Origin of the sequence: Mesobacillus boroniphilus (genome assembly GCF_018424685.1) — a bacterium.
Taxonomy (GTDB): domain Bacteria; phylum Bacillota; class Bacilli; order Bacillales; family Cytobacillaceae; genus Mesobacillus; species Mesobacillus boroniphilus_A.
The window spans coordinates 2,409,373-2,429,432 of record NZ_QTKX01000001.1 but is presented as its reverse complement, the minus strand read 5'-3'; the positions used below and the strand labels follow the sequence as shown (position 1 = coordinate 2,429,432).

21 protein-coding genes are annotated in these 20,060 nt (G+C 43.5%); 18 read left to right on the top strand and 3 right to left on the bottom strand.

All coding sequences use genetic code 11. The features are described from left to right. Nucleotides 1-4: 4 nt before the first annotated feature. Both DYI25_RS12395 and hisJ read right to left on the bottom strand, forming a co-directional pair. Entirely contained in the window at nucleotides 5-184 is a 180-nt protein-coding gene (locus DYI25_RS12395) for a hypothetical protein (RefSeq protein WP_213369124.1), read from the bottom strand. After that, on the bottom strand, nucleotides 181-1,026 hold the full coding sequence (gene hisJ / locus DYI25_RS12390) for a histidinol-phosphatase HisJ (RefSeq protein WP_213369122.1): 846 nt from the start codon (nucleotides 1,024-1,026) through the stop codon (nucleotides 181-183). Before hisJ ends, DYI25_RS12395 begins: the two co-directional genes overlap by 4 nt. 193 nt (nucleotides 1,027-1,219) lie before the next feature. Between hisJ and ezrA the strand changes: the two genes are divergently transcribed. The 7 genes from ezrA to rarD all read left to right on the top strand — a co-directional run bounded on the left by ezrA (nucleotide 1,220) and on the right by rarD (nucleotide 9,231). Continuing rightward, a complete protein-coding gene (ezrA, locus tag DYI25_RS12385; RefSeq protein WP_213369120.1) occupies nucleotides 1,220-2,911 on the top strand; it encodes a septation ring formation regulator EzrA in 1,692 nt (563 codons plus the stop codon). A gap of 156 nt (nucleotides 2,912-3,067) precedes the next feature. Next, the gene (locus DYI25_RS12380) at nucleotides 3,068-4,213 is read left to right on the top strand and encodes a cysteine desulfurase family protein (RefSeq protein WP_213369119.1); all 1,146 of its coding nucleotides are present in this window, start codon (nucleotides 3,068-3,070) and stop codon (nucleotides 4,211-4,213) included. Further along, complete coding sequence (gene thiI, locus DYI25_RS12375) at nucleotides 4,210-5,418, top strand: tRNA uracil 4-sulfurtransferase ThiI (RefSeq protein ID WP_213369116.1); 1,209 nt, start codon at nucleotides 4,210-4,212, stop codon at nucleotides 5,416-5,418. Before DYI25_RS12380 ends, thiI begins: the two co-directional genes overlap by 4 nt. Nucleotides 5,419-5,719: 301 nt before the next feature. Continuing rightward, on the top strand, nucleotides 5,720-5,926 hold the full coding sequence (locus tag DYI25_RS12370) for an alpha/beta-type small acid-soluble spore protein (RefSeq protein WP_213369114.1): 207 nt from the start codon (nucleotides 5,720-5,722) through the stop codon (nucleotides 5,924-5,926). A 196-nt stretch (nucleotides 5,927-6,122) separates the two neighbouring features. After that, on the top strand, nucleotides 6,123-7,703 hold the full coding sequence (gene mbcS, locus DYI25_RS12365; RefSeq protein ID WP_213369112.1) for an acyl-CoA synthetase MbcS: 1,581 nt from the start codon (nucleotides 6,123-6,125) through the stop codon (nucleotides 7,701-7,703). 127 nt (nucleotides 7,704-7,830) lie between these two features. Next, nucleotides 7,831-8,151, top strand: a complete 321-nt coding sequence (locus DYI25_RS12360; protein WP_213369110.1) for an iron-sulfur cluster biosynthesis family protein — start codon at nucleotides 7,831-7,833, stop codon at nucleotides 8,149-8,151. A 144-nt stretch (nucleotides 8,152-8,295) separates the two neighbouring features. After that, on the top strand, nucleotides 8,296-9,231 hold the full coding sequence (rarD, locus tag DYI25_RS12355) for an EamA family transporter RarD (RefSeq protein WP_213369108.1): 936 nt from the start codon (nucleotides 8,296-8,298) through the stop codon (nucleotides 9,229-9,231). A gap of 76 nt (nucleotides 9,232-9,307) precedes the next feature. Here rarD and DYI25_RS12350 read toward each other — a convergent pair whose 3' ends face one another. Further along, nucleotides 9,308-10,108, bottom strand: a complete 801-nt coding sequence (locus DYI25_RS12350; protein ID WP_213369106.1) for an NAD kinase — start codon at nucleotides 10,106-10,108, stop codon at nucleotides 9,308-9,310. Nucleotides 10,109-10,252: 144 nt separating this feature from the next. On the opposite strand from DYI25_RS12350, the gene sppA reads away from it, so the two are divergent. From sppA to DYI25_RS12295, 11 genes are all read left to right on the top strand, one after another. Next, nucleotides 10,253-11,263 carry a signal peptide peptidase SppA gene (gene sppA, locus DYI25_RS12345; protein ID WP_213369104.1) on the top strand — a complete coding sequence of 337 codons (1,011 nt, stop codon included), beginning with the start codon at nucleotides 10,253-10,255 and terminating at the stop codon, nucleotides 11,261-11,263. Nucleotides 11,264-11,423: 160 nt separating this feature from the next. Continuing rightward, on the top strand, nucleotides 11,424-11,912 hold the full coding sequence (locus DYI25_RS12340) for an RDD family protein (protein ID WP_425374512.1): 489 nt from the start codon (nucleotides 11,424-11,426) through the stop codon (nucleotides 11,910-11,912). A gap of 71 nt (nucleotides 11,913-11,983) precedes the next feature. Then, nucleotides 11,984-12,682, top strand: coding sequence for a DUF2953 domain-containing protein (locus tag DYI25_RS12335; RefSeq protein ID WP_342032499.1), 699 nt, complete (start codon nucleotides 11,984-11,986; stop codon nucleotides 12,680-12,682). Between the two features lie 18 nt (nucleotides 12,683-12,700). Further along, nucleotides 12,701-13,228 carry a GerW family sporulation protein gene (ytfJ, locus tag DYI25_RS12330; protein ID WP_213369102.1) on the top strand — a complete coding sequence of 176 codons (528 nt, stop codon included), beginning with the start codon at nucleotides 12,701-12,703 and terminating at the stop codon, nucleotides 13,226-13,228. Between the two features lie 182 nt (nucleotides 13,229-13,410). Further along, nucleotides 13,411-13,911, top strand: coding sequence for a thiol peroxidase (tpx, locus tag DYI25_RS12325; protein ID WP_213369100.1), 501 nt, complete (start codon nucleotides 13,411-13,413; stop codon nucleotides 13,909-13,911). Between the two features lie 206 nt (nucleotides 13,912-14,117). Then, nucleotides 14,118-15,113 carry a class I SAM-dependent methyltransferase gene (locus DYI25_RS12320; protein WP_213369098.1) on the top strand — a complete coding sequence of 332 codons (996 nt, stop codon included), beginning with the start codon at nucleotides 14,118-14,120 and terminating at the stop codon, nucleotides 15,111-15,113. A gap of 247 nt (nucleotides 15,114-15,360) precedes the next feature. Beyond that, complete coding sequence (locus DYI25_RS12315; RefSeq protein ID WP_213369096.1) at nucleotides 15,361-16,548, top strand: acetate kinase; 1,188 nt, start codon at nucleotides 15,361-15,363, stop codon at nucleotides 16,546-16,548. A gap of 436 nt (nucleotides 16,549-16,984) precedes the next feature. Then, entirely contained in the window at nucleotides 16,985-17,821 is an 837-nt protein-coding gene (locus DYI25_RS12310; RefSeq protein WP_213369093.1) for an EcsC family protein, read from the top strand. Nucleotides 17,822-17,825: 4 nt separating this feature from the next. After that, nucleotides 17,826-18,338: a MogA/MoaB family molybdenum cofactor biosynthesis protein gene (locus DYI25_RS12305; protein WP_213369091.1), complete on the top strand. Its 513-nt coding sequence runs from the start codon at nucleotides 17,826-17,828 to the stop codon at nucleotides 18,336-18,338. A gap of 1,147 nt (nucleotides 18,339-19,485) precedes the next feature. Further along, nucleotides 19,486-19,851, top strand: coding sequence for a GNAT family N-acetyltransferase (locus tag DYI25_RS12300; protein WP_342032498.1), 366 nt, complete (start codon nucleotides 19,486-19,488; stop codon nucleotides 19,849-19,851). Continuing rightward, entirely contained in the window at nucleotides 19,848-20,030 is a 183-nt protein-coding gene (locus DYI25_RS12295; RefSeq protein ID WP_213369087.1) for a hypothetical protein, read from the top strand. Before DYI25_RS12300 ends, DYI25_RS12295 begins: the two co-directional genes overlap by 4 nt. The last annotated feature ends 30 nt before the right edge of the window (nucleotides 20,031-20,060 follow it).

The following is a 20,060-nucleotide window of genomic DNA, read 5'->3' as shown; positions in this document are numbered from 1 at the left end:
AGCGTTAGCTTTGAGCAGCTCGAGACGCATGTCTAGTGTCGCCTCCTAGAAACACAGAAACTTCAACTCCGCCGGCAGAAGCAAAAAGCGCTTCTTTGTCGGAGTCTCCAGTTTCTGTGTTTCTGGACAGTCGGCTATACATTTCGATTTCGGTCCGCCCAATGAAGTCAAAGAACAACTTCACTGGTCGGCCCTCCAACGCTTGTCGGGGCTGAACGATGCGCTTGCGCTTTTCTTAATAAGCATGCTATCAATTCCCTGTCCAAGCTCCTTCACCTGGTGCGCATCTGATCCGTAAACCAGTCTGATTCCACGCTTTTGGGCTTCATTGATGACCCATTCTGGAGGATATGGTTCACGGCATAAAGGTTTTGCAGTACCAGCTCCGTTATAATCCAGCTCATAGCCATGCTTCGAAACATTCTCCAGTATTTCAGTAATCTCATCAGTAAACTCCTGCTGGATTGGGAATTTTATGCGGAATTTATTCGCAAGGGTAATATGTCCGATTCTTTTTGGCTTATATGGCCCCAGGTCAGCAAGAATGGATTCCAATACAGTTTGATAGTAGTGTAGATGGATATTTTCCACAGACCCATAATCTTTCACCATCTCCCCAAAGTTGTCCGGACTGTAATCAAGGCAGTCATATCCCCCGGTAGGATTTTTCAAAAAATGCACTGACAGAACGGCATCATCGAGACGAGGTCCGAATTGATTGAGGAAATTGACAGTCTGAACCTCGTATCCTTCGATAAAATCAATCTCAAAACCGGTATTGATTTTTATTTTCCCTCGGAACTTTTCCGTGGCTTCTTCGATTGTTTGAAAATATCGGTCCAAATCCTCATAACGCATTGCGCTGTCCTTCATCGGTGTAGGATCGATGAATCCTTCAGGTAAAGGGGCGTGCTCGGCAAAGGTGATTTCTGTGTAGCCAAGCTCCAGGGCTCTCTGGACGTAGTCATCTATCGAATCTTTAGTGCCATGCGGGCAAAAAGATGTGTGGATATGGCCATCTCTCATGATTTTTGGCCTCCTCTTATGCAAGATTTCAAGTTAAATCGGCTTAATTCGGATAATTTCAACAAAAAATATGAATTTAATAGTCAAAAATTGTCGTTTACATGGTAATATAAATACATTATACACACATTTATAAATTCATTTTATATAGAAGGATTCAGAACTTGGAATTTGTGAGGCCAGGGGGATAACAATGGAGTACATAATTGGCGGAATTGCTTTATTAATAATTGTTTTTTTAATCGGATATTTTATGAAACGGAAGTATTACAGTGAGGTCGACCGGTATGAATCATGGAAAATCGATATCATGAACCGGCCAGTGCTGGATGAAATGTCAAAGGTAAAACAATTGAACATGACGGGCCAGACTGAGGAGCTATTCGAGCGCTGGCGCCAAGAGTGGGATGAACTTGTTACGTCCAAGTTGCCCGGCATCGAGGATTATTTATTTGACGCAGAAGAGTACATTGATAAATACAGATTCAAAAAGGCTAAGGAATCTCTTGCTGTCATTGACCGCAAGCTAACGGAAACAGAGGATAAGATTAAAAAGATCCTCGGCGAATTGAATGAACTGGTCGGAAGCGAAGAAAAAAACCGCGAGGAAATTGATGGCCTTAAGGAGCAATACAGGGATAACAAGAAAAATCTTCTATCGCATCGCCACAGCTTCGGAAGCGCTGAGGCTAGTCTCGAAGCGATGCTTGAAAACATCCAGGCAAAATTCATCGAGTTTGATGAGAAGACGGAGAATGGCAACTACCTTGAAGCAAGGGAAGTAGTCCTGTCCATCCAGGCAATGCTTGAACAGGTATCCGGGAAGATGGAATCCATTCCAGCGCTGCTGCATGATTGCCAGTCGGTCATCCCTGCCCAAGTCAGCGACCTGAAAGATGGAGTCCGGGAGATGACTGCACAGGGATATGTACTTGACCATCTGAACCCAGATAAAGAGGTTGAGGAAATCGGAAAGGAATTGACTGAATATCGGGCTTCCTTGGAAAATGGCGATGTTGAAATGGCAGAACAGGGCATTCAGGGGCTGAAGGAACGCGTTGAGAAGTTATTCGATCTCCTTGAAGAAGAAGTCCTGGCTAAACAATATATCACCAAAACGGAATACGAGGCAAAAGAAACTCTCGTAAAAGCAATAACAGAAAGCAAGACGTTGAAAGAAGAGACAAAACATATCCAGGAGAGTTACCACCTGAATGATAAAGAGTTGTCGGCGCAAACAAATGTTGAACAACAACTCAAGGGCCTGCTTAAGCGTTTTGAATTAATCGATCACAGAATCACTGAAAACGATACAGCGCAAAGCCTGATAAAAGTGGAGCTTGAAGAAGCGAAGCAGCAGCTGGATGCACTTGTCGAAGAGCAAAAAGTATTGATGGAAAAGTTAAGTGCACTCAGGAAGGACGAAATAGCGGCAAGGGATAAAGTAAGGGATCTGGCGAAAAAGATTTCTGAACTGATCCGTATCGTCTCTAAAAGCAATATGCCTGGTTTGTCACAGGAATACAAATACCTTCTTGAAGATGCCAATGAGAGCATCAAACAAGTCAATGAAAAGCTTGAGGAAAAGCCGCTGGATATCCCTGTTGTCCAACAATACCTTGAAATCTCTGTACTGACAGTTGACAAGCTGGAAGCTTCGACTGAAGAAATCGTCGAGACAGTCATGCTGGCTGAGCGAGTCATTCAATATGGCAACAGGTACCGCAGCCGATATCCTTCGGTTGACCGGGGACTTCGCGAAGCAGAAGAGAATTTCCGGAATTACGATTATCGGGATGCACTTGAACAGGCGGCCACTTCAATCGAGGAAGTGGAACCAGGTGCTCTGAAGAGAATCGAGAAAATGTTATCTGAAAAAGAGTGATGAAAAACGTAGGTCTCCGAATGGAGACCTGTTTTTTTGGGAGATGCATGCCCTTTGGGAATACTATTAATAATCAATTCCAGGTTATTTTCCATTGATTACTTCTTATGATAAGATTTTTAGTTAGCATAAATGTATTGGACAAGGGGGGATTCGATGATTTACTTAGACAACAGTGCCACAACTAAACCCTATAAGGAAGTATTGGATTCATTTATTAAGGTCTCAGAGGATTTTTTCGGAAATCCTTCATCTCTTCATAAAATCGGCGGCCAGGCAGAGAAGCTCCTTCAGCAGGCACGTTCCCAGGTCGCCAAGCTGCTGAATGTAAAGGAAGCAGAGATCCTGTTCACATCCGGAGGAACGGAAAGCAATAACCTTGCAGTAAAAGGGATCGCAATGGCTCACCGGGAAAGAGGAAGGCATATCATTACCACAAGTATTGAGCATGCTTCCATTCACAATGCTATGGTACAGTTAGAATCGCTTGGCTATGAAATAACATATGTAAAACCTGATGGTAACGGCTTTATCAGCGCAGGATCAATCGAGAAAGAATTGCGTGATGATACCATCCTTGTGTCAGTGATCCATGTCAATAATGAAGTCGGTACCATTCAGCCTATAAAGGAAATAGGAACCTTGCTTAAAAAGTATCCAAAAGCGTTTTTCCATGTTGATTTCGTTCAGGGAGCAGGAAAGGTGCCATTGGACTTTTATGAAGCTGGAATCCATTTATCCACTATCTCGGGGCATAAATTCCATGGCCTGAAAGGGACAGGCGCGTTGTTTATCAAAGAAGGGGTCCGCCTGTCTCCATTATTCTCCGGCGGGAATCAGGAATGGAAGCAGCGGAGCGGGACAGAAAATGTAGCGGGCATGGTTGCGATGGCAAAGGCACTAAGGATGATATTTGAACAGAGCAAAGAAAAGCTGAATCAAATGAAAGCTGCGATGGAAAGATTAAGAAGTGGAATCAGCCAAATCAAGGGAATTACCATTCACACTCCCAGGGAGAATAGTGCACCTCACATCCTGAACTTTTCAGTCAAGGGATTAAAGGCTGAAACATTCGTGCATGCGCTAGAAGAAAAAAATATATATGTTTCAACAACAAGCGCCTGCTCCTCAAAAAAGAAGGCTGCAAGCAAGACTTTACTGGCAATGGGTGTACCTCAAGATGAAGCGGAAAGCGCGATCAGGGTCAGCCTGACATATAGCAATACAGTAGAAGAAGCAGAAATAGCCGCAAAGGCAATTGCTGAGACAGTAAAACATTTAAGCGAGGTAGTAAAGAAATGATGTATGACCGTATATTGGTAAGGTATGGAGAAATATCGACTAAAGGTAGAAACAGGAATAAATTCATCGATCGTCTAAGAAAAAATATTAAAAGAGCATTAAGCGACTATCCGAATGCAACCATCAAGGCAGAACGTGACCGCATGTTCATCCTTTTAAATGGTGAGGATAGCGAAGGGATTGCAGAGAAGCTAAAGGCCATATTCGGGATACAATCTTTCAGCCCTGCAGTTAAAGTTGACAAAGATCTTGAAAAAATGAAAGATGCTGCTCTTGAGCTTTTCAGGAAAATCCATAAACCGGGCCAGACCTTTAAAATAAGCGCTAAACGTTCGGACAAGACATTTGAATTGGACACAAACGGGATTAATTCTGAATTTGGCGGCCATATCTTAAGGAATATTGAAGGGCTGAAAGTGGACGTTCGTAACCCGGATATAAATCTCCAAATCGAAATCAGGAAAGAAGCTTCCTATATTTCAGCTGAAACGATAAAGGGTGCCGGCGGAATGCCTGCTGCCTCTGCAGGCAAAGGGATGCTGATGCTTTCTGGGGGTATTGACAGTCCTGTAGCAGGTTATCTTTCAATGAAGAGAGGTCTCGAGGTTGAAGGCGTCCATTTCTTCAGTCCGCCATTTACAAGTGAGCGTGCAAAACAAAAGGTTATCGACCTTTCGGAAAAACTGGCTGAGGTAAACGGCCATTTCGCCCTTCATATTGTACCGTTCACTGAAATCCAGCAGGCCATCCACAAACAAATACCGGAAAACTATACGATGACAACGACAAGGAGAATTATGCTCCGCATAACAGACGCCATTAGGGAAAAACAAGGCGGACTTGCGATCATCACTGGTGAAAGTCTTGGGCAGGTTGCAAGCCAGACGCTTGAAAGTATGTATGCAATTAATGAAGTGACAAATACACCAATCATCAGACCATTGATTACGATGGATAAATTTCAGATAATGGATATCGCCCATGAAATCGATACCCATGACATATCGATTCGCCCTTATGAGGATTGCTGTACCGTTTTTGTTCCTTCTTCACCGAAAACAAAGCCAAAGCTGGATAAGGTTCAAAACTTTGAAAGCTTCTTCGACTTCGATGAATTAATCCAAAAAGCGGTTGAGGGAACCGAGCGTTTGATCCTCCAACCGGCTTCGGAACGATTAGACGATTCAATGGATGATTTATTTTAGTAACAGAAAGTATATATTTTTAACTTCGAGAATTGTTCAGCTCCAGTGCTTGCCGGGGCTGAACAAGGCGCTTTCGCTTTTCTTTGTCCAGCTCCAGCGCCTAGCCCCTTGAGTCGCTTCGGTCCGCCCAATGAAGTCAAAGAACGACTTCACCGGTCAGCCCTCCAGTGCTTGCCGGGGCTGAACAAGGCGCTTTCGCTTTTCTTTTAGATTGTTAAAAATTTGTGAACAATTACCAGTTAAAGAATTGAATTAAGCCATGTGTTTCTACACATTCTATACTCACAAGGAGGTGAAACACATGGCAAACAACAACAGCTCAAATCAACTTCTAGTACCTGGAGTATCACAAGCTCTTGACCAAATGAAGTACGAAATCGCTACTGAATTTGGTGTTCAGCTAGGCGGAGAAACTACTTCTCGCGCTAACGGTTCTGTAGGTGGAGAGATCACTAAGCGTTTGGTTCAAATGGCTGAACAACAACTTGGTGGCGGATTCTCTCGCTAATTAAAAATTAATAATATGGCTACAAGGAGCAGGGCAGATGCCCTGCTCTTTTTTTGTGGAAAAGATTATTATATTGAAAAAGTGTTATCATATAATTTTAAATTTTTAAATAATTTTGTATAATAGGGATTGGGGATAAGAAGGCAAGTAGTCGCATCAGCGAAGCCAGCCTTAAAACATTATTAGGGGGAAGAGTATGAACAGGGAACAATTGATTGCGCCACAAAAGTATAATCTTGTATCTGAAATGGAGCGTTATGCTCAGGACCAGGAAAGAAAAGCGATTATCTGGGAAAATGAAGCAGGCAGCACAAAAGAAATTACATACCGGGAACTTCTGAATAATGCGAATAAGATTGGAAACGTTTTCTTGAAACATGGCTTGCAGAAGGGTGACGTTGTTTTGGTCGTCGTCCCGAGATTGATTGAAGCCTATCAGGTTTATATTGCATCCTTGAAAATGGGGTTAGTTGTCATCCCTAGTTCGGAAATGCTTAGAACGAAAGATTTTCAATACCGGATCAACCATGGCGATGTAAAAGCGGTCGTTAGCTATGCTCCTTTTGCAGAGGAATTCGCTGGAATCGAGGAAGCGGATAAACTGCCTAAGTTCGTTATTGGAGATGAAAAAGAAGGATGGATCCATCTGGATGCAGAAATGGAAACGGCATCGGAGGAACTTCCGCTGGCAGATACAGAAAGAGATGACATGGCATTTCTTAGCTATACCTCAGGAACGACTGGCAATCCAAAAGGAGTTGTCCATACACATGGTTGGGCATATGCGCATCTTCGCACAGCAGCGACAAACTGGCTTGGCATCGAGGAAGGTGACAATGTCTGGGCCACTGCAGGTCCTGGCTGGCAAAAATGGATCTGGAGTCCGTTTTTATCTGTTATGGGAACCGGAGCAACTGGCCTGGTTTACCAGGGGAAATTCGAGCCACAAAAGTATTTATCACTTCTACAAAAATACAATGTGAATGTCCTTTGCTGCACACCGACGGAATATCGTCTAATGGCGAAGGTAGAAAACTTAAGAGATTATAATCTGCCTGGACTTCACAGTGCCGTATCCGCGGGAGAACCGCTTAACCGTGAAGTAATCGATACATTTAAAAAACATTTCAATGTTGAGGTTCGCGACGGTTATGGACAGACAGAAAATACATTGCTTGTCGGCGTGACGAAAGGAATGGAATTAAGACCAGGGTCGATGGGCAAGCCAACACCTGGAAACCGAGTCGAGATTATTAATGAAGATGGTGAGCCTTGTGCTCCTGGTGAAGTCGGGGACATTGCTGTCCATATTGAAACGCCAGCGTTGTTCAAGAACTATTACAAGGATCCAGAGCGGACAGCAATGCAGTTCCGTGGCGATTACTACGTAACAGGGGACAAAGCGAGCAAAGATGAAGAAGGCTACTTCTGGTTTGAGGGGCGCGGCGATGACATCATCATCAGCTCTGGCTATACAATCGGGCCTTTCGAAGTTGAGGATGCACTTGTTAAACATCCTTATGTAAAAGAATGTGCTGTAGTAGCATCGCCGGATGAAATCCGTGGCCATATCGTAAAAGCCTTTGTTGTCCTGCGTGAAGGCGTCAGCCCTGAACAGGAAAACCTTGTTGCTGAGCTGCAGCAGCATGTGAAGGAATTGACGGCACCATACAAGTATCCAAGAAAGATAGAGTTCCTTGAAGAACTACCAAAAACCACTTCCGGTAAAATTCGCCGGATAGAATTACGCAAAAAGGAATTGGAAGGCGCAAAATAAATAATGTAACAAGAGGCAGGCCGTTTGGTCTGCTTTTTGTATTTAGGTTAAGTCCTTATGTAAAGTTAGAGAATGCGTTGAGGATGAAAACTTGGGTATATTTAATTTAGAAAGGATGAGATCAATTATGAATATCGAAATTAGAGACGCTGCTTTGGAAGAGTTAAACAAGGTCCAATTTGGCGATAGAGAAGGAATAAGAATTTTAGCAGAGTTTGTTGGGACATGTTCGATCGCTACGGACATTCAACTGCAAATAGAAGAAAAGCAGGCTGATGATGAAATGATTACAGAAAGCGGTATTAATTTTTTTGTACCAAAGAAATCGCTGGAATCTCTTCCAAGTCAAATATTTTTGGATTTCAAGTCAGGGTTCGGCTATAAAATATCCTCTGCCGAAGAGACATTTGGCTATAACTTTAAGCTTAAACCACGAAAAGCAAAATAACCCAGTCGGGGTTATTTTGCTTTATGGCATTAACCAGTTTGCATAAATTGTCTGTTATTGGTCCTAAAAAAAGATTGTCAGTCCGCAGCTTTCCCCTTTATAATGATATTATTTCGAGTCTAGAAAGATTAGGGGGCTGTTCGGATGGATAAAAGGACCGAACAACAAGCTGGTGTCCTATACGCAGCTTTTTCTTATATATTATGGGGATTTCTTCCAGTTTATTGGAAGCTTTTAGATCATGTAAACGCTGATGAAATCCTGGCTAATCGTGTATTCTGGTCGTTTTTCTTCATCGCTGTAATTCTGGTCCTTAATAAGAAATGGGGGCTTTTTACAGGGACATTGCGCGGGCTGGCCCAAAACAAAAAGCAATTAGCCGCCCTGGCTGTGGCATCAATGCTAATCAGTATGAATTGGTTCATGTATATTTGGGCTGTGAATACAGACCAGATGATCGAAGCAAGCCTTGGCTATTATATCAATCCGCTCGTAAGTGTCCTTCTTGGTATGGTATTCCTGAAGGAACGCCTATCCTTGCTGCAATATGTATCGTTCGGGCTGGCAGCAATCGGTGTGTTGATCATGACAATTTCCTACGGACAATTCCCTTGGATTGCTTTATCACTCGCAATATCCTTTGGCCTCTACGGGTTGGCGAAGAAATTGATTAAAGTAGATTCTGCTGTCGGGCTTGCGCTAGAAACATTGGTCGTTATGCCGCTCGCAGCCATTTATATTGCCTACCTCCTAAACCAGGGAACGAACTCACTGTTTGCCGGCTCATTGTCGACTACCTTGTTGCTCGCAGGTGCAGGGGCGGCTACTGCAGTTCCTCTGCTATTTTTCGCCAAAGGAGCGCAAAGGATTCCGCTCGCAACACTTGGTATCCTGCAATATATTGCACCAACATTGACGCTGATTCTTGGAGTTTTCGTCTATTACGAAACATTCTCGACAGTCCACCTGCTTGCCTTTACCTTTATCTGGTCGGCATTGATTCTTTACTCTTTATCAAGGACAAAGCTGGCAGCAGCATTGACAATTAAGTGGAAAAAAGAAAAAGGACTGCCAATGTAAAGGCTGTTTACTTATTTTTTAGAAAGCAACAAAGATTACGAACAAAAGAGCTGCGGAATTCCGCAGCTCTTTTTGCTTATAGAAAAGTTCTCTTAACTTTTTCCCAGAAAGAGTTGTCCTTGAGTTTGACAGTCTTAATGATTTTGTTGCTCAGTTTCACATCGAATTTTTCGACATGCTGGATGCTCAGTGCTTCGTTATCCATTCCCATGATTGGATAATCATTTCCGTCCTGGGCAACCTTGAAGGTAAGCTTCCTGTCACCGCTAAGGATGAAGGATGAGCCTAGGGTACGGTAATGGTTATTGTTAACTGAAGCGAGCTCGCTCACCTGCATGCATGGCAGCAGTGGATCAACAACTGCTCCATTGACAGACTTGTTATACGCCGTGCTTCCGGTAGGAGTTGCGACGATCATTCCGTCACCGCGGAAGGTTTCAAAATGCTTGTCGTCGATAAATACATCCATCACAAAAGCTTTGATGATTGCTGAACGGACGCTGAACTCGTTCAAGCAGCCAAATGTTGTATCTCCATCGATTGTAACCTCAATGGTCGGGTAGCGCCTGACTTCGATTTGTGCAGTGGTGATCGCTTCAATCATTTTATCAGTATCTTCAAGATGGAAATCGCAGTACATATTCAAGGACCCAGTGACTGAAATACCGGCATACAAGCAATCATCTCGGAATCCGGTCTTTCTGACAGCCTGCAGGAAGGTACCATCATCACCAATGCTTACGATGATATTTGCGGTGCGATGGTCGTTCACGATATTGAAATCATAGCGGCGAGCAAGTTCATAAATAGGCTCAACTTTTTCCAGCATGGTTGTGTCTGGTTTATGGTGAAAATAAATATTGCGGCGATCTGGCATTATAAATTCCTCCAAACATTATGTATTTCTTCCATATTTTTACCCACTTTTAAAAACTTTTGCTAAAATAAATGTTATTGACATCAGTTTATCATTTTTTCATAAGGTTTTGAAAGTACGAGAAACTTACAAGGGGGCTTCAAGATGAATGGTAAAAGGTGGGCTGCTTTAGGGATAGCCGTCGGATTATTCATTGCATCAACAGTTATTAATCTTCTGTCTACATTCGCTTTCAGTGACGCAGAAAATGCTTTTACGGATATGTTTGCAGTATCGGAAGAACTGTTTGCGGAAGAAATTATCGAAGAAGGTGACATGCTGAGCAAAATAGCGGTATTGTCCATCAATGGGGTGATCCAGGATACGGGAGATGCTGAATCATTCTTTGAAAGTCCACTATACAATCATAAAGCTTTTATGGAACAGCTTGATTATGTCAAGGAAGCAGAAGATGTTAAGGCTATCATCCTTCAAGTGAACTCTCCTGGAGGCGGCGTCGTGGAAAGTGCGCAAATTCATGACAAAATCAAGGAAATCCAGAAGGAAACGGAAAAGCCGATTTACGTGTCAATGGGATCAATGGCCGCTTCTGGAGGTTATTATGTATCTGCGCCCGCTGACAAAATTTTTGCAAGCCCTGAAACGCTTACTGGATCGCTGGGTGTCATCATGCAGGGAGTTAATTATGCCGGGCTTGCAGAAAAGTATGGAGTTGAATTCACGACAATCAAAAGTGGACCATACAAGGATATTATGAGCCCTTCGAGACCAATGACAGAGGATGAGCGAGAAATCCTCCAATCGATGATCGACAACTCATATGAGGGATTTGTCAAAGTTATTTCAGAAGGACGCGATATGTCTATTGAACAGGTCAAGAAAATTGCGGATGGCCGGATTTATGATGGACGTCAGGCGAAGCAGCTGCATTTGATCGACGGATTTGGTTACCTTGATGATGTCATCGAGAGTGTCAGGAAGGATGAAAAGCTTGGCGATGCTACTGTCGTAAAGTACTCAGAAAGCATGGGTTTTGGCTCGTTCTTCAGCATGGGAGCTCAAAAGTTCATGGGGAAAGACGCAGAAATGGCAGGCTTAATGAAGTTATTGTCCCAGCCTAATTCTCCACGCCTAATGTATTTATATGCGGAATAAGGAGGCATAAAAAATGAATTCGGATGATTTTAAAGATCGGGACAATGTACCATCTCAATCTGAAGCGAAAGAAATCATGGATGGATCCGGGATCACTGATGACAAATCAGATTTTTTGACTGTAACGAAACGTCCAGCACCCCAGTCTGAATCTAGCAATATACAAACCCAGGGCAATCCAGAAGCTGAGGAATTTGAAAATGGCAAGGTTGAACCGGAGAATCATATATACGCCGGTCTCTATGCAGGTTTCTGGACACGTTTTTGGGCGTATTTGCTTGACTTGATTGTAATTGGGAGCATTAACCGGATGATAATCAATCCTGTGTTCCGGGCGCTGGATATATCGTTGATTGAGGATGGGATTTTTTCATCGATGGCCATCGCGACAGCAGTCATCTTCTATTTGTATTTTGTGCTAATGACAAAGTTCTTAGGCCAAACCCTCGGAAAAATGGTCTTTGGTTTGAAAGTGGTAGAGCTGGACGGCAAGGATCTTACCTGGGGAACCGTTATTTTCCGCGAGTGGATCGGACGTTTCATTTCGGCGACCATCATGGTTTTATATGTGGTCGTTGCTTTTACAAAAAAGAAACAGGGGCTGCATGACCTGTTTGCCGATACAACAGTCATATATGAACCACGCTAAAATGAACCTGCTGCGGCAGGTTTATTTTTTTGCCTTCTTGTTGATAATAATAAGCTGAAAGGTTGTGGAGGATGATGAAATGGGTGCTGCTTGCCATACTGCTTCTCACGGTGCTGGCGATTATAATCCTTTTTACTAAAGTTAAGATTCTTTTAGATTATTTCCACGGCAATGATAATGATCATTTTAAGGTGACAATTAAGGCATGGGGCGGATTAATCAAGTTTAAGATAGAAGTTCCTGTAGTAAAAATCGATGAAAATTCTCCCACAATCGTCGCAGAGCAAAAGGTCGAAACAGGACCTGATGAAAATATGAAACAACAAAAAACCACTCAGATTGATAAAAATGATTTACTTAATAGCCTGCATGATATCAGGCAGATGATCACCCACATCGCCGGTCTCCATAAAATAGTCCGGCATTTTTTAAAGAAGGTTACGATTCAGAATATTGAATGGCACACTATGGTAGGCGTATCGGATGCAGCAGCAACAGCTGTGATTACTGGTGCTTTTTGGGCAGTCAAAGGCGGTGTAATTGGGCTTCTAAGCAACTATATGAAAATGAAAGAGATGCCTGTCATGACGATTACACCAAGTTTCCAGCAAACTGTTTCAATTACTAGTTTTAAATGTATGATTCAAGTGAGAGTCGGGCATGCTATTTTAGCAGGAATAAAGCTGGTTAAATATTGGAAAGGCGGCTGGCCTGATTTTAAATCAAAGCCATTATCCGCTCTTTCTGGTGATAATACTAATTCTGTCTAAAATAAGGAGGAAACAGGAATGTCCGACCATCCAATTCAAGGACTAATGACAACTGCCATGGAAAGCTTGAAAGAAATGATTGATGTCAACACAATCATTGGGGACCCAGTAGAAACACCGGATGGAAGTGTAATCCTGACAGTTTCAAAGGTTGGTTTCGGTTTCGCAGCTGGTGGAAGTGAATTTGTTTTGGAAAGCTCGAAGGGAGGTTCCGGCGGCTCTGGTGGCTCTGGGGGATCAGGCGGCTCTGGAGGACAATCCGGAGGATCCCAGCACCCATTTGGAGGAGGAAGCGGCGGCGGTGTGTCAATCACGCCAATTGCTTTCCTGATTGTAAGCTCAAAAGGTGTAAAAATGCTTCATCTTGACGAAAGTACTCATTTGTATGAAAAGATCCTTGACCTGGCCCCACAGGCTGTGGAAAAAATCCAGCAAATGATGTCAAAGAAAGACCAGAACAGCCAGGATGGCAGCCAAAACAAAAATCAAGCCCAATCTCAGTCTCAATCTGATTACAACGGTCCGAAAACAGACCTTGAATTTTAAGTAGCTTGATTTACGATGTAACGGTAATATCAATAATTTTGCAGGAAGCTGCCTTTTCCAGTGGAAAGGCAGCTTATCTATGTATGTTGGGGACGCTGTTCCTTTAGTTAAATAATTGCAAAAAGATTCTTTAAAAGATATATTAACACTGTACATATAATGGACAAGGAGGATGAGCAGGTATGGCATCTGTTACATTTAAGGGGAACTCAGTTACATTGCTAGGAAATGAAGTAAAGGTTGGAGACCAGGCACCAGATTTCAAAGTGCTTGCAAACGATCTTTCTGGAGTGACACTTCAGGATTCAAAAGGACAAGTACGTTTAATCAGTGTTGTTCCTTCACTTGACACAGGAGTTTGTGACGCACAGACTCGCCGTTTCAATGAAGTAGCTGCAAACCTTGATAACGTTAAGATTTTGACAGTCAGTGTGGACCTTCCTTTCGCGCAAAAGCGCTGGTGTGGTGCGGCTGGAATCGAAAATGTCCAGACTTTGTCTGACCACCGAGAACTTTCATTCGGAGAAGCTTACGGAGTAGCTATCAAGGAACTACGCCTGCTAGCTCGCGCAGTATTTGTTGTTGATTCAAACGACAAAGTAACATATGTTGAGTATGTAAGCGAAGCAACTGATCACCCTAACTACGAAGCGGCAATAGAGGCTGCAAAGCAAGCAAACTAATATACAATTTTGGAACAAGCCGCAGAAAGAAACTGCGGCTTGTTTTGCTTTGAATAAGTGAGATTATGGATTCCGATAGAACCTCTGTGCACAGTTAAGCTGGTTCTTCCGGTAACCGAATTTCTTTTAAACAGCCATATACCTTGTACACAATGCAAAACACAGATAAAATAAATAAATATCTATTCAAATCAGGAGGAAGTAAAGTGAGTGTGACTCCGGTCGAACAATTATTTACTGCATTCAATACTACTGCAGATATTTTAAAAGAAGAGTTATCATCTACATATTTAGAGGCGCTGGCTGAAAGCGGGGAAAACATGTTCCAGGGCACAGTGCTTCAAGACGAACTAAATGAAGTTACAAAGAAACGGCTTGAAAAAGTATATAAGGAGATCAGCCTTGATTCCTTTAGCAAAGAAGAAATCCGCAAAGGCTTCCAGCTTGCGATTTTGAAGGGGATGAAGGAGCATGTCCAGCCTAACCATCAAATGACACCTGATTCTGTCGGCATGTTCATTGGCTATCTAGTCAACAAGTTTGTCGCTAAGAAGTCATTCAGGCTCCTTGACCCTGCGGTCGGAACCGGGAACCTGCTGGCTACGGTATTGAACCAGCAGACTGATAAAGAAATCGAGTCTGTCGGTGTTGAAATTGATGACCTGCTGATCCGGCTGGCTTTCGTAAATGCCAATCTACAAAAGCATCCGGTCGAATTTTTCAATCAGGACAGCCTTGAACCATTGTTTGTTGATCCTGCGGATGCAGTCGTATGTGACCTGCCAGTGGGTTACTATCCAAATGACCTTCGAGCGGAGCAATATGAGGTAAAAGCAAAAGAAGGCCATACGTACTCCCATCACATGTTCATCGAACAAAGTACAAAACATGTAAAAGAAGGCGGGTATTTGTTCTTAATGATTCCTAATGGTCTTTTTGAAAGTGAACAGGCGCCGATGCTTCATGAGTTCATTAAAAAATATCTGATTGTCCAGGGTGTTTTACAGCTTCCAGCTTCATTGTTTAAAAATAAGCAGGCAGCTAAAAGTATCCTTATTTTGCAGAAAAACGGTGAAGAAGTGAAAGCACCACAACAGGCACTCCTTGCCGAGCTTCCAAAACTATCGGACGGAGCAGCCGTGAACAGGATGCTGAATAAAATCGATCAATGGTATACCGAAAATAAAACGGCTCAGCAATAGAACCGGATCATTACCGGTTCTTTTCGTTTGTTTCGGGTATATAAAACATGGCAATATTTTTTTCTAATCATTAGAAGTATCTGAATAAAAACTCATTTCCTATTTGGAAAAGCTTTGCTTGAAATGTGAAAAAGACAGTGTTTAAATGGGAAAATGAGAGATATAATAGCGGCCTGTGGCACACAATAATGGTGTACTATTTCACTGGGTTTTTAATCAGGTTGTTATATAAAAGGAGCGGTACAAAATGTCTAAAATAATTGCAATCAATGCCGGCAGTTCGTCACTAAAGTTCCAATTGTTCGAAATGCCAAGTGAAGGCGTCATCACTAAAGGAATCGTTGAAAGAATTGGTCTTAAAGATTCAATTTTCACGATCTCTGTAAATGGAGAAAAGAACAAGGAAGTTACCGATATCCCGAATCATGAGGTAGCGGTAAAAATCCTTCTTGATAAACTAACATCATTAGGAATCATTCAGTCTCTTGATGAAATCGAAGGAATCGGCCACCGTGTTGTTCACGGCGGTGAAGAGTTCAGTGATTCTGTCTTGATCACCGAAGAGGTTTTACAAAAAATCGAGGAGCTTTCCGAGCTTGCGCCACTGCACAATCCAGCTAACTTGACTGGTATCCGCGCATTCCAGCAGGTACTTCCGAATGTTACGGCGGTCGCTGTGTTTGATACTGCTTTCCACCAAACAATGCCTGAGAACTCTTTCCTTTACAGCCTTCCATACGACTACTATAAGAAGTACGGTATCCGTAAGTACGGCTTCCATGGTACTTCACATAAGTATGTTTCCCAGCGTGCAGCAGAGATGCTAGGCCGTCCGGTTGAGCACCTGCGCCTGATTTCATGCCACCTTGGAAACGGAGCAAGTATTGCGGCAATTGAGGGCGGTAAATCAATCGATACATCCATGGGCTTCACTCCTCTTGCAGGCGTGACGATGGGTACTCGTTCAGGTAACATCGACCCGGCCTTGATTCCATACATCATGGAAAAAACGGATAAAACCGCTGATGAAGTATTAGATGTCCTGAACAAAGAGAGCGGAATGCTTGGCGTATCCGGATTCTCAAGTGACCTTCGCGACATCGAAGACGAAGCGGAAAAAGGAAATGAACGTGCTGAGCTTGCATTAAAAGTTTTCGCGGACAGAATCCATAAATACATCGGTTCATATGCAGCCCGCATGTGCGGTGTTGATGCCATCATCTTTACGGCAGGTATTGGAGAAAACAGTTCGGCAATCCGTGCCCGTGTCCTGCAGGGCCTTGAGTTCATGGGAATCTACTGGGATCCAGCTTTGAACAAAGTGCGCGGCGAAGAAGCATTCATCAGCTACCCGCACTCTCCAGTAAAAGTCATGGTCATCCCGACAGACGAGGAAGTCATGATCGCGCGTGATGTTGTGCGTTTGGCAAAATAAATCACTATCTCAGGCAGAAGCGCAGATGCTTCTGCCTTTTTATATAGTGGGGGAATTTGTCCAGCTGCAGCGCCAAGCCCCTTGAGAAGGCTGTTTAGCTGCGGCTCCTAACTCTTCGTGACGCTTCGATCCTGTCAATGAAGGCGAAAAATGACATCACTGTCAGGCCCTTTGATGCACAGGACGTGCTGCTGGCCAGCCAGCCACAGGGTGTGGCGTTTTAAGCGGGCAGCGCTTGTCGAGGCTGTCCGAGGCGCTTCTTCTTTTCTTTTGTCCAGCTGTAGCGCCTAGCTCTTCGAGTCGCTTCAGTCCTGCCAATGAAGTCAAAGAACGACATCACTGTCAGGCCCTCCAGCGCTTGTCAGAGCTGACCAAGGCGCTTCCGCTTTTCTTGTGCTATACTGGAAGAAAATTCAGATATGCTGGAGGTTTTTCAATGCCTTTGACTCAACGGGAACAAAAGGTACTGGATGAATTAAGTGCTTGGGAAAACAATCTCTATGATTATGAACCGAATGACCTTGAATTAGCGTATGATCGATATCTTGAACGGTCTTTTTCGCTTTTGCCAGAAGAGGTGCAGGAACGCTTTTTCACTTTATTCGACAGCTGGCTTTTCCATCTTCACTCCTTAATCCAGGGTTCACAGCTGCAGATGGATGCCAAGGAACGGATTCTTTCTGCGGGACGGGTTTTTCAGCCGGATCTCGAAACCATTCAGGATTTAAGGGAGCTGCCGATTGAACAGCTTGAGTTCATTGCCAGGCAGCAAATTGCCCGCCACAGGCTCTATTCCTTTGTACAGGGTGGAATGTCGGGCAGCGGAGGAAATCTTGTCCTTGGAGCAGATATCCCGGCGATGGCAGTCATTAATTTACGGATTGTCCAGCTGGTTGCAATGACCTATGGATTCGAAGTTAATACTCCATATGAAATGATGGTCGCTTTAAAGGTTTTCCATACTGCGACAATGCCTTCAAGGATGCAGAGCGCTGGCTGGGAAGAGTTGAAGAATGATCTCGAACAGGCAGAAGACTATTATTTTTATGAGGGCAATGATGACCTGACAGACGTGACATGGCTAGAACAGCCAATCAAACAGATTTTCAAGGGTATGGCGATCCTGATGTTCCGCAAAAAGCATGTCCAGGGCATGCCGGTGATCAGCATGGCAATCGGCGCGGGGGCAAACTATCAATTGACGAGAAGGGTCACTGATTTTGCGCATAAATTTTACCAGATGAGATATTTCAAAGAAAAAGGAGCACTGTAGGGTTATGAGTACACAGGAGCACAAGCAGGCAGCACCGAGCCAGGTGCGCTGCAAAGTCATAACAGTAAGCGATACAAGAACGCCAGATACGGATAAAAGCGGCAAGCTGATGATGGAAATGCTCGAGGCTGCAGGGCATAAGATCGTTGATTACGTGATTGTCAAAGATGAGGCTGAACCAATTAAATCGGAAGTTCTGAAAGGCTGCAGCAATTCCGATGTGGATGTCGTGCTTACCAATGGCGGCACAGGAATCGCCAAACGTGACGTCACAATTGAAACAGTTCAAAGCATCTTTGAAAAAGAAATTACTGGATTCGGTGAGATTTTCCGCATGCTCAGCTATACTGAGGATATCGGTTCTGCTGCTCTGCTATCGCGTGCTGCAGCCGGAGTCGTGAATGACCGGGCTGTCTTCTCGACACCAGGATCAACAGGTGCTGTTCGCCTGGCAATGGAAAAGCTGATCATTCCCGAAATCGGACACGTAGTAAGAGAACTGACGAAGGATTTATAATTCACATGAGAGATGAAATCTTTAAGGGTTTCATCTTTTTTTGTGGCTAAAAAGGATTTTAGAAAAAATGGACGAATAACTGTATGGAGTTTCCAGATAAAAGGGAAGATGGATGTTTTTATAAAAGGACAATTTCGAACCGGTCAGAAGCAGGTTCAATTTCGGATAGATTAGAGCGAACAACGAGAAAAGCGGGCAGAAGCAGAGGGAAGTTCGGACAGGTTTGAGAGAAAAACAAGCAAAGCTGTCAAGAAAACCACGGAATCGTGACAGGTTTGGATTGAACACAAGGAAAGCTGTCAAAAAAACCACGAAATCGTGACAGGTTTGGATTGAACACAAGCAAAGCTGTCAAAAAACCCACGGAATCGTGACAGGTTTGGATTGAACACAAGCAAAGCTGTCAAAAAAACCACGGAATCGTGACAGGTTTGGAACGAACACAAGGAAAGCTGTCAAAAAAACCACGAAATCGTGACAGGTTTGGATTGAACACAAGCAAAGCTGTCAAAAAAACCACGGAATCGTGACAGGTTTGGAACGAACACAAGCAAAGCTGTCAAAAAAACCACGGAATCGTGACAGGTTTGGAACGAACACAAGGAAAGCTGTCAAAAAAACCACGGAATCGTGACAGGTTTGGATTGAACACAAGGAAAGCTGTCAAAAAAACCACGAAATCGTGACAGGTTTGGATTGAACACAAGCAAAGCTGTCAAAAAAACCACGGAATCGTGACAGGTTTGGAACGAACACAAGCATAGCTGTCAAAAAAACCACGGAATCGTGACAGGTTTGGAACGAACACAAGCATAGCTGTCAAAAAAACCACGGAATCGTGACAGGTTTGGAACGAACACAAGGAAAGCTGTCAAAAAAACCACGGAATCGTGACAGGTTTGGAACGAACACAAGCAAAGCTGTCAAAAAAACCACGGAATCGTGACACGTTTGAGCTGATCACAAGCATAGCTGTCAAACAGTTCAGGGGGAGGCCTAAAAAATGTTCGAGTATAGAGAAATTAGTAGAGATGAAGAGTTATTGCGCCAGGTAGCGATCTTATATCAAAAAGTATGGAATCAGGAAGATCAATCCATCATCAATCGAGTGGTGAGGCATTAGGGTTATAAGGGCTACAGGGGTTTTGTGGCAATTTCCGAGCAGGGGGAAGTGGCTGGTTATGCTTATGGTTACTTTTCTCAACCGGGACAGTATTATCATGGGTTGCTATCAAAAGCTTTTAACCCAGAAGAGTATCAAAAATGGCTGGTGGATTGTTTTGAATTCGTTGAATTGGGGGTGGATCCTGCATTTAGGAATCAAGGGCTGGGTAAGCAACTGGTAAACCGCCTGCTTGAAGGCACAGGAGAAAAGACTGCGATTTTAACAACCCAACTGGATAATGGCTCTGCCCGTCGTTTATATGAAAGCCTGGGCTGGGGCGTCATAAAAGAGCCCTTTTACCCTAATGATGAGGGACAACCTTACGTCATCATTGGGAGGGCAATATGATCAGACTCGTGATCGCCTTAATTTTTGCAGTAGTAGGAAGTATTTTGATTGGCAGTACTGTGCATCAGTTAGGTCCCATTGGAAATGGACTGATTCGGGTGCTGGGTGTTATTTTACTCATTAGCGCAATAAATATTGTCCGAAAGCAAAGAAATGGAAAGCAGGGACACCAAAAATAGCCTGGAGCAGCTCCAGGCTATTTTTATGCA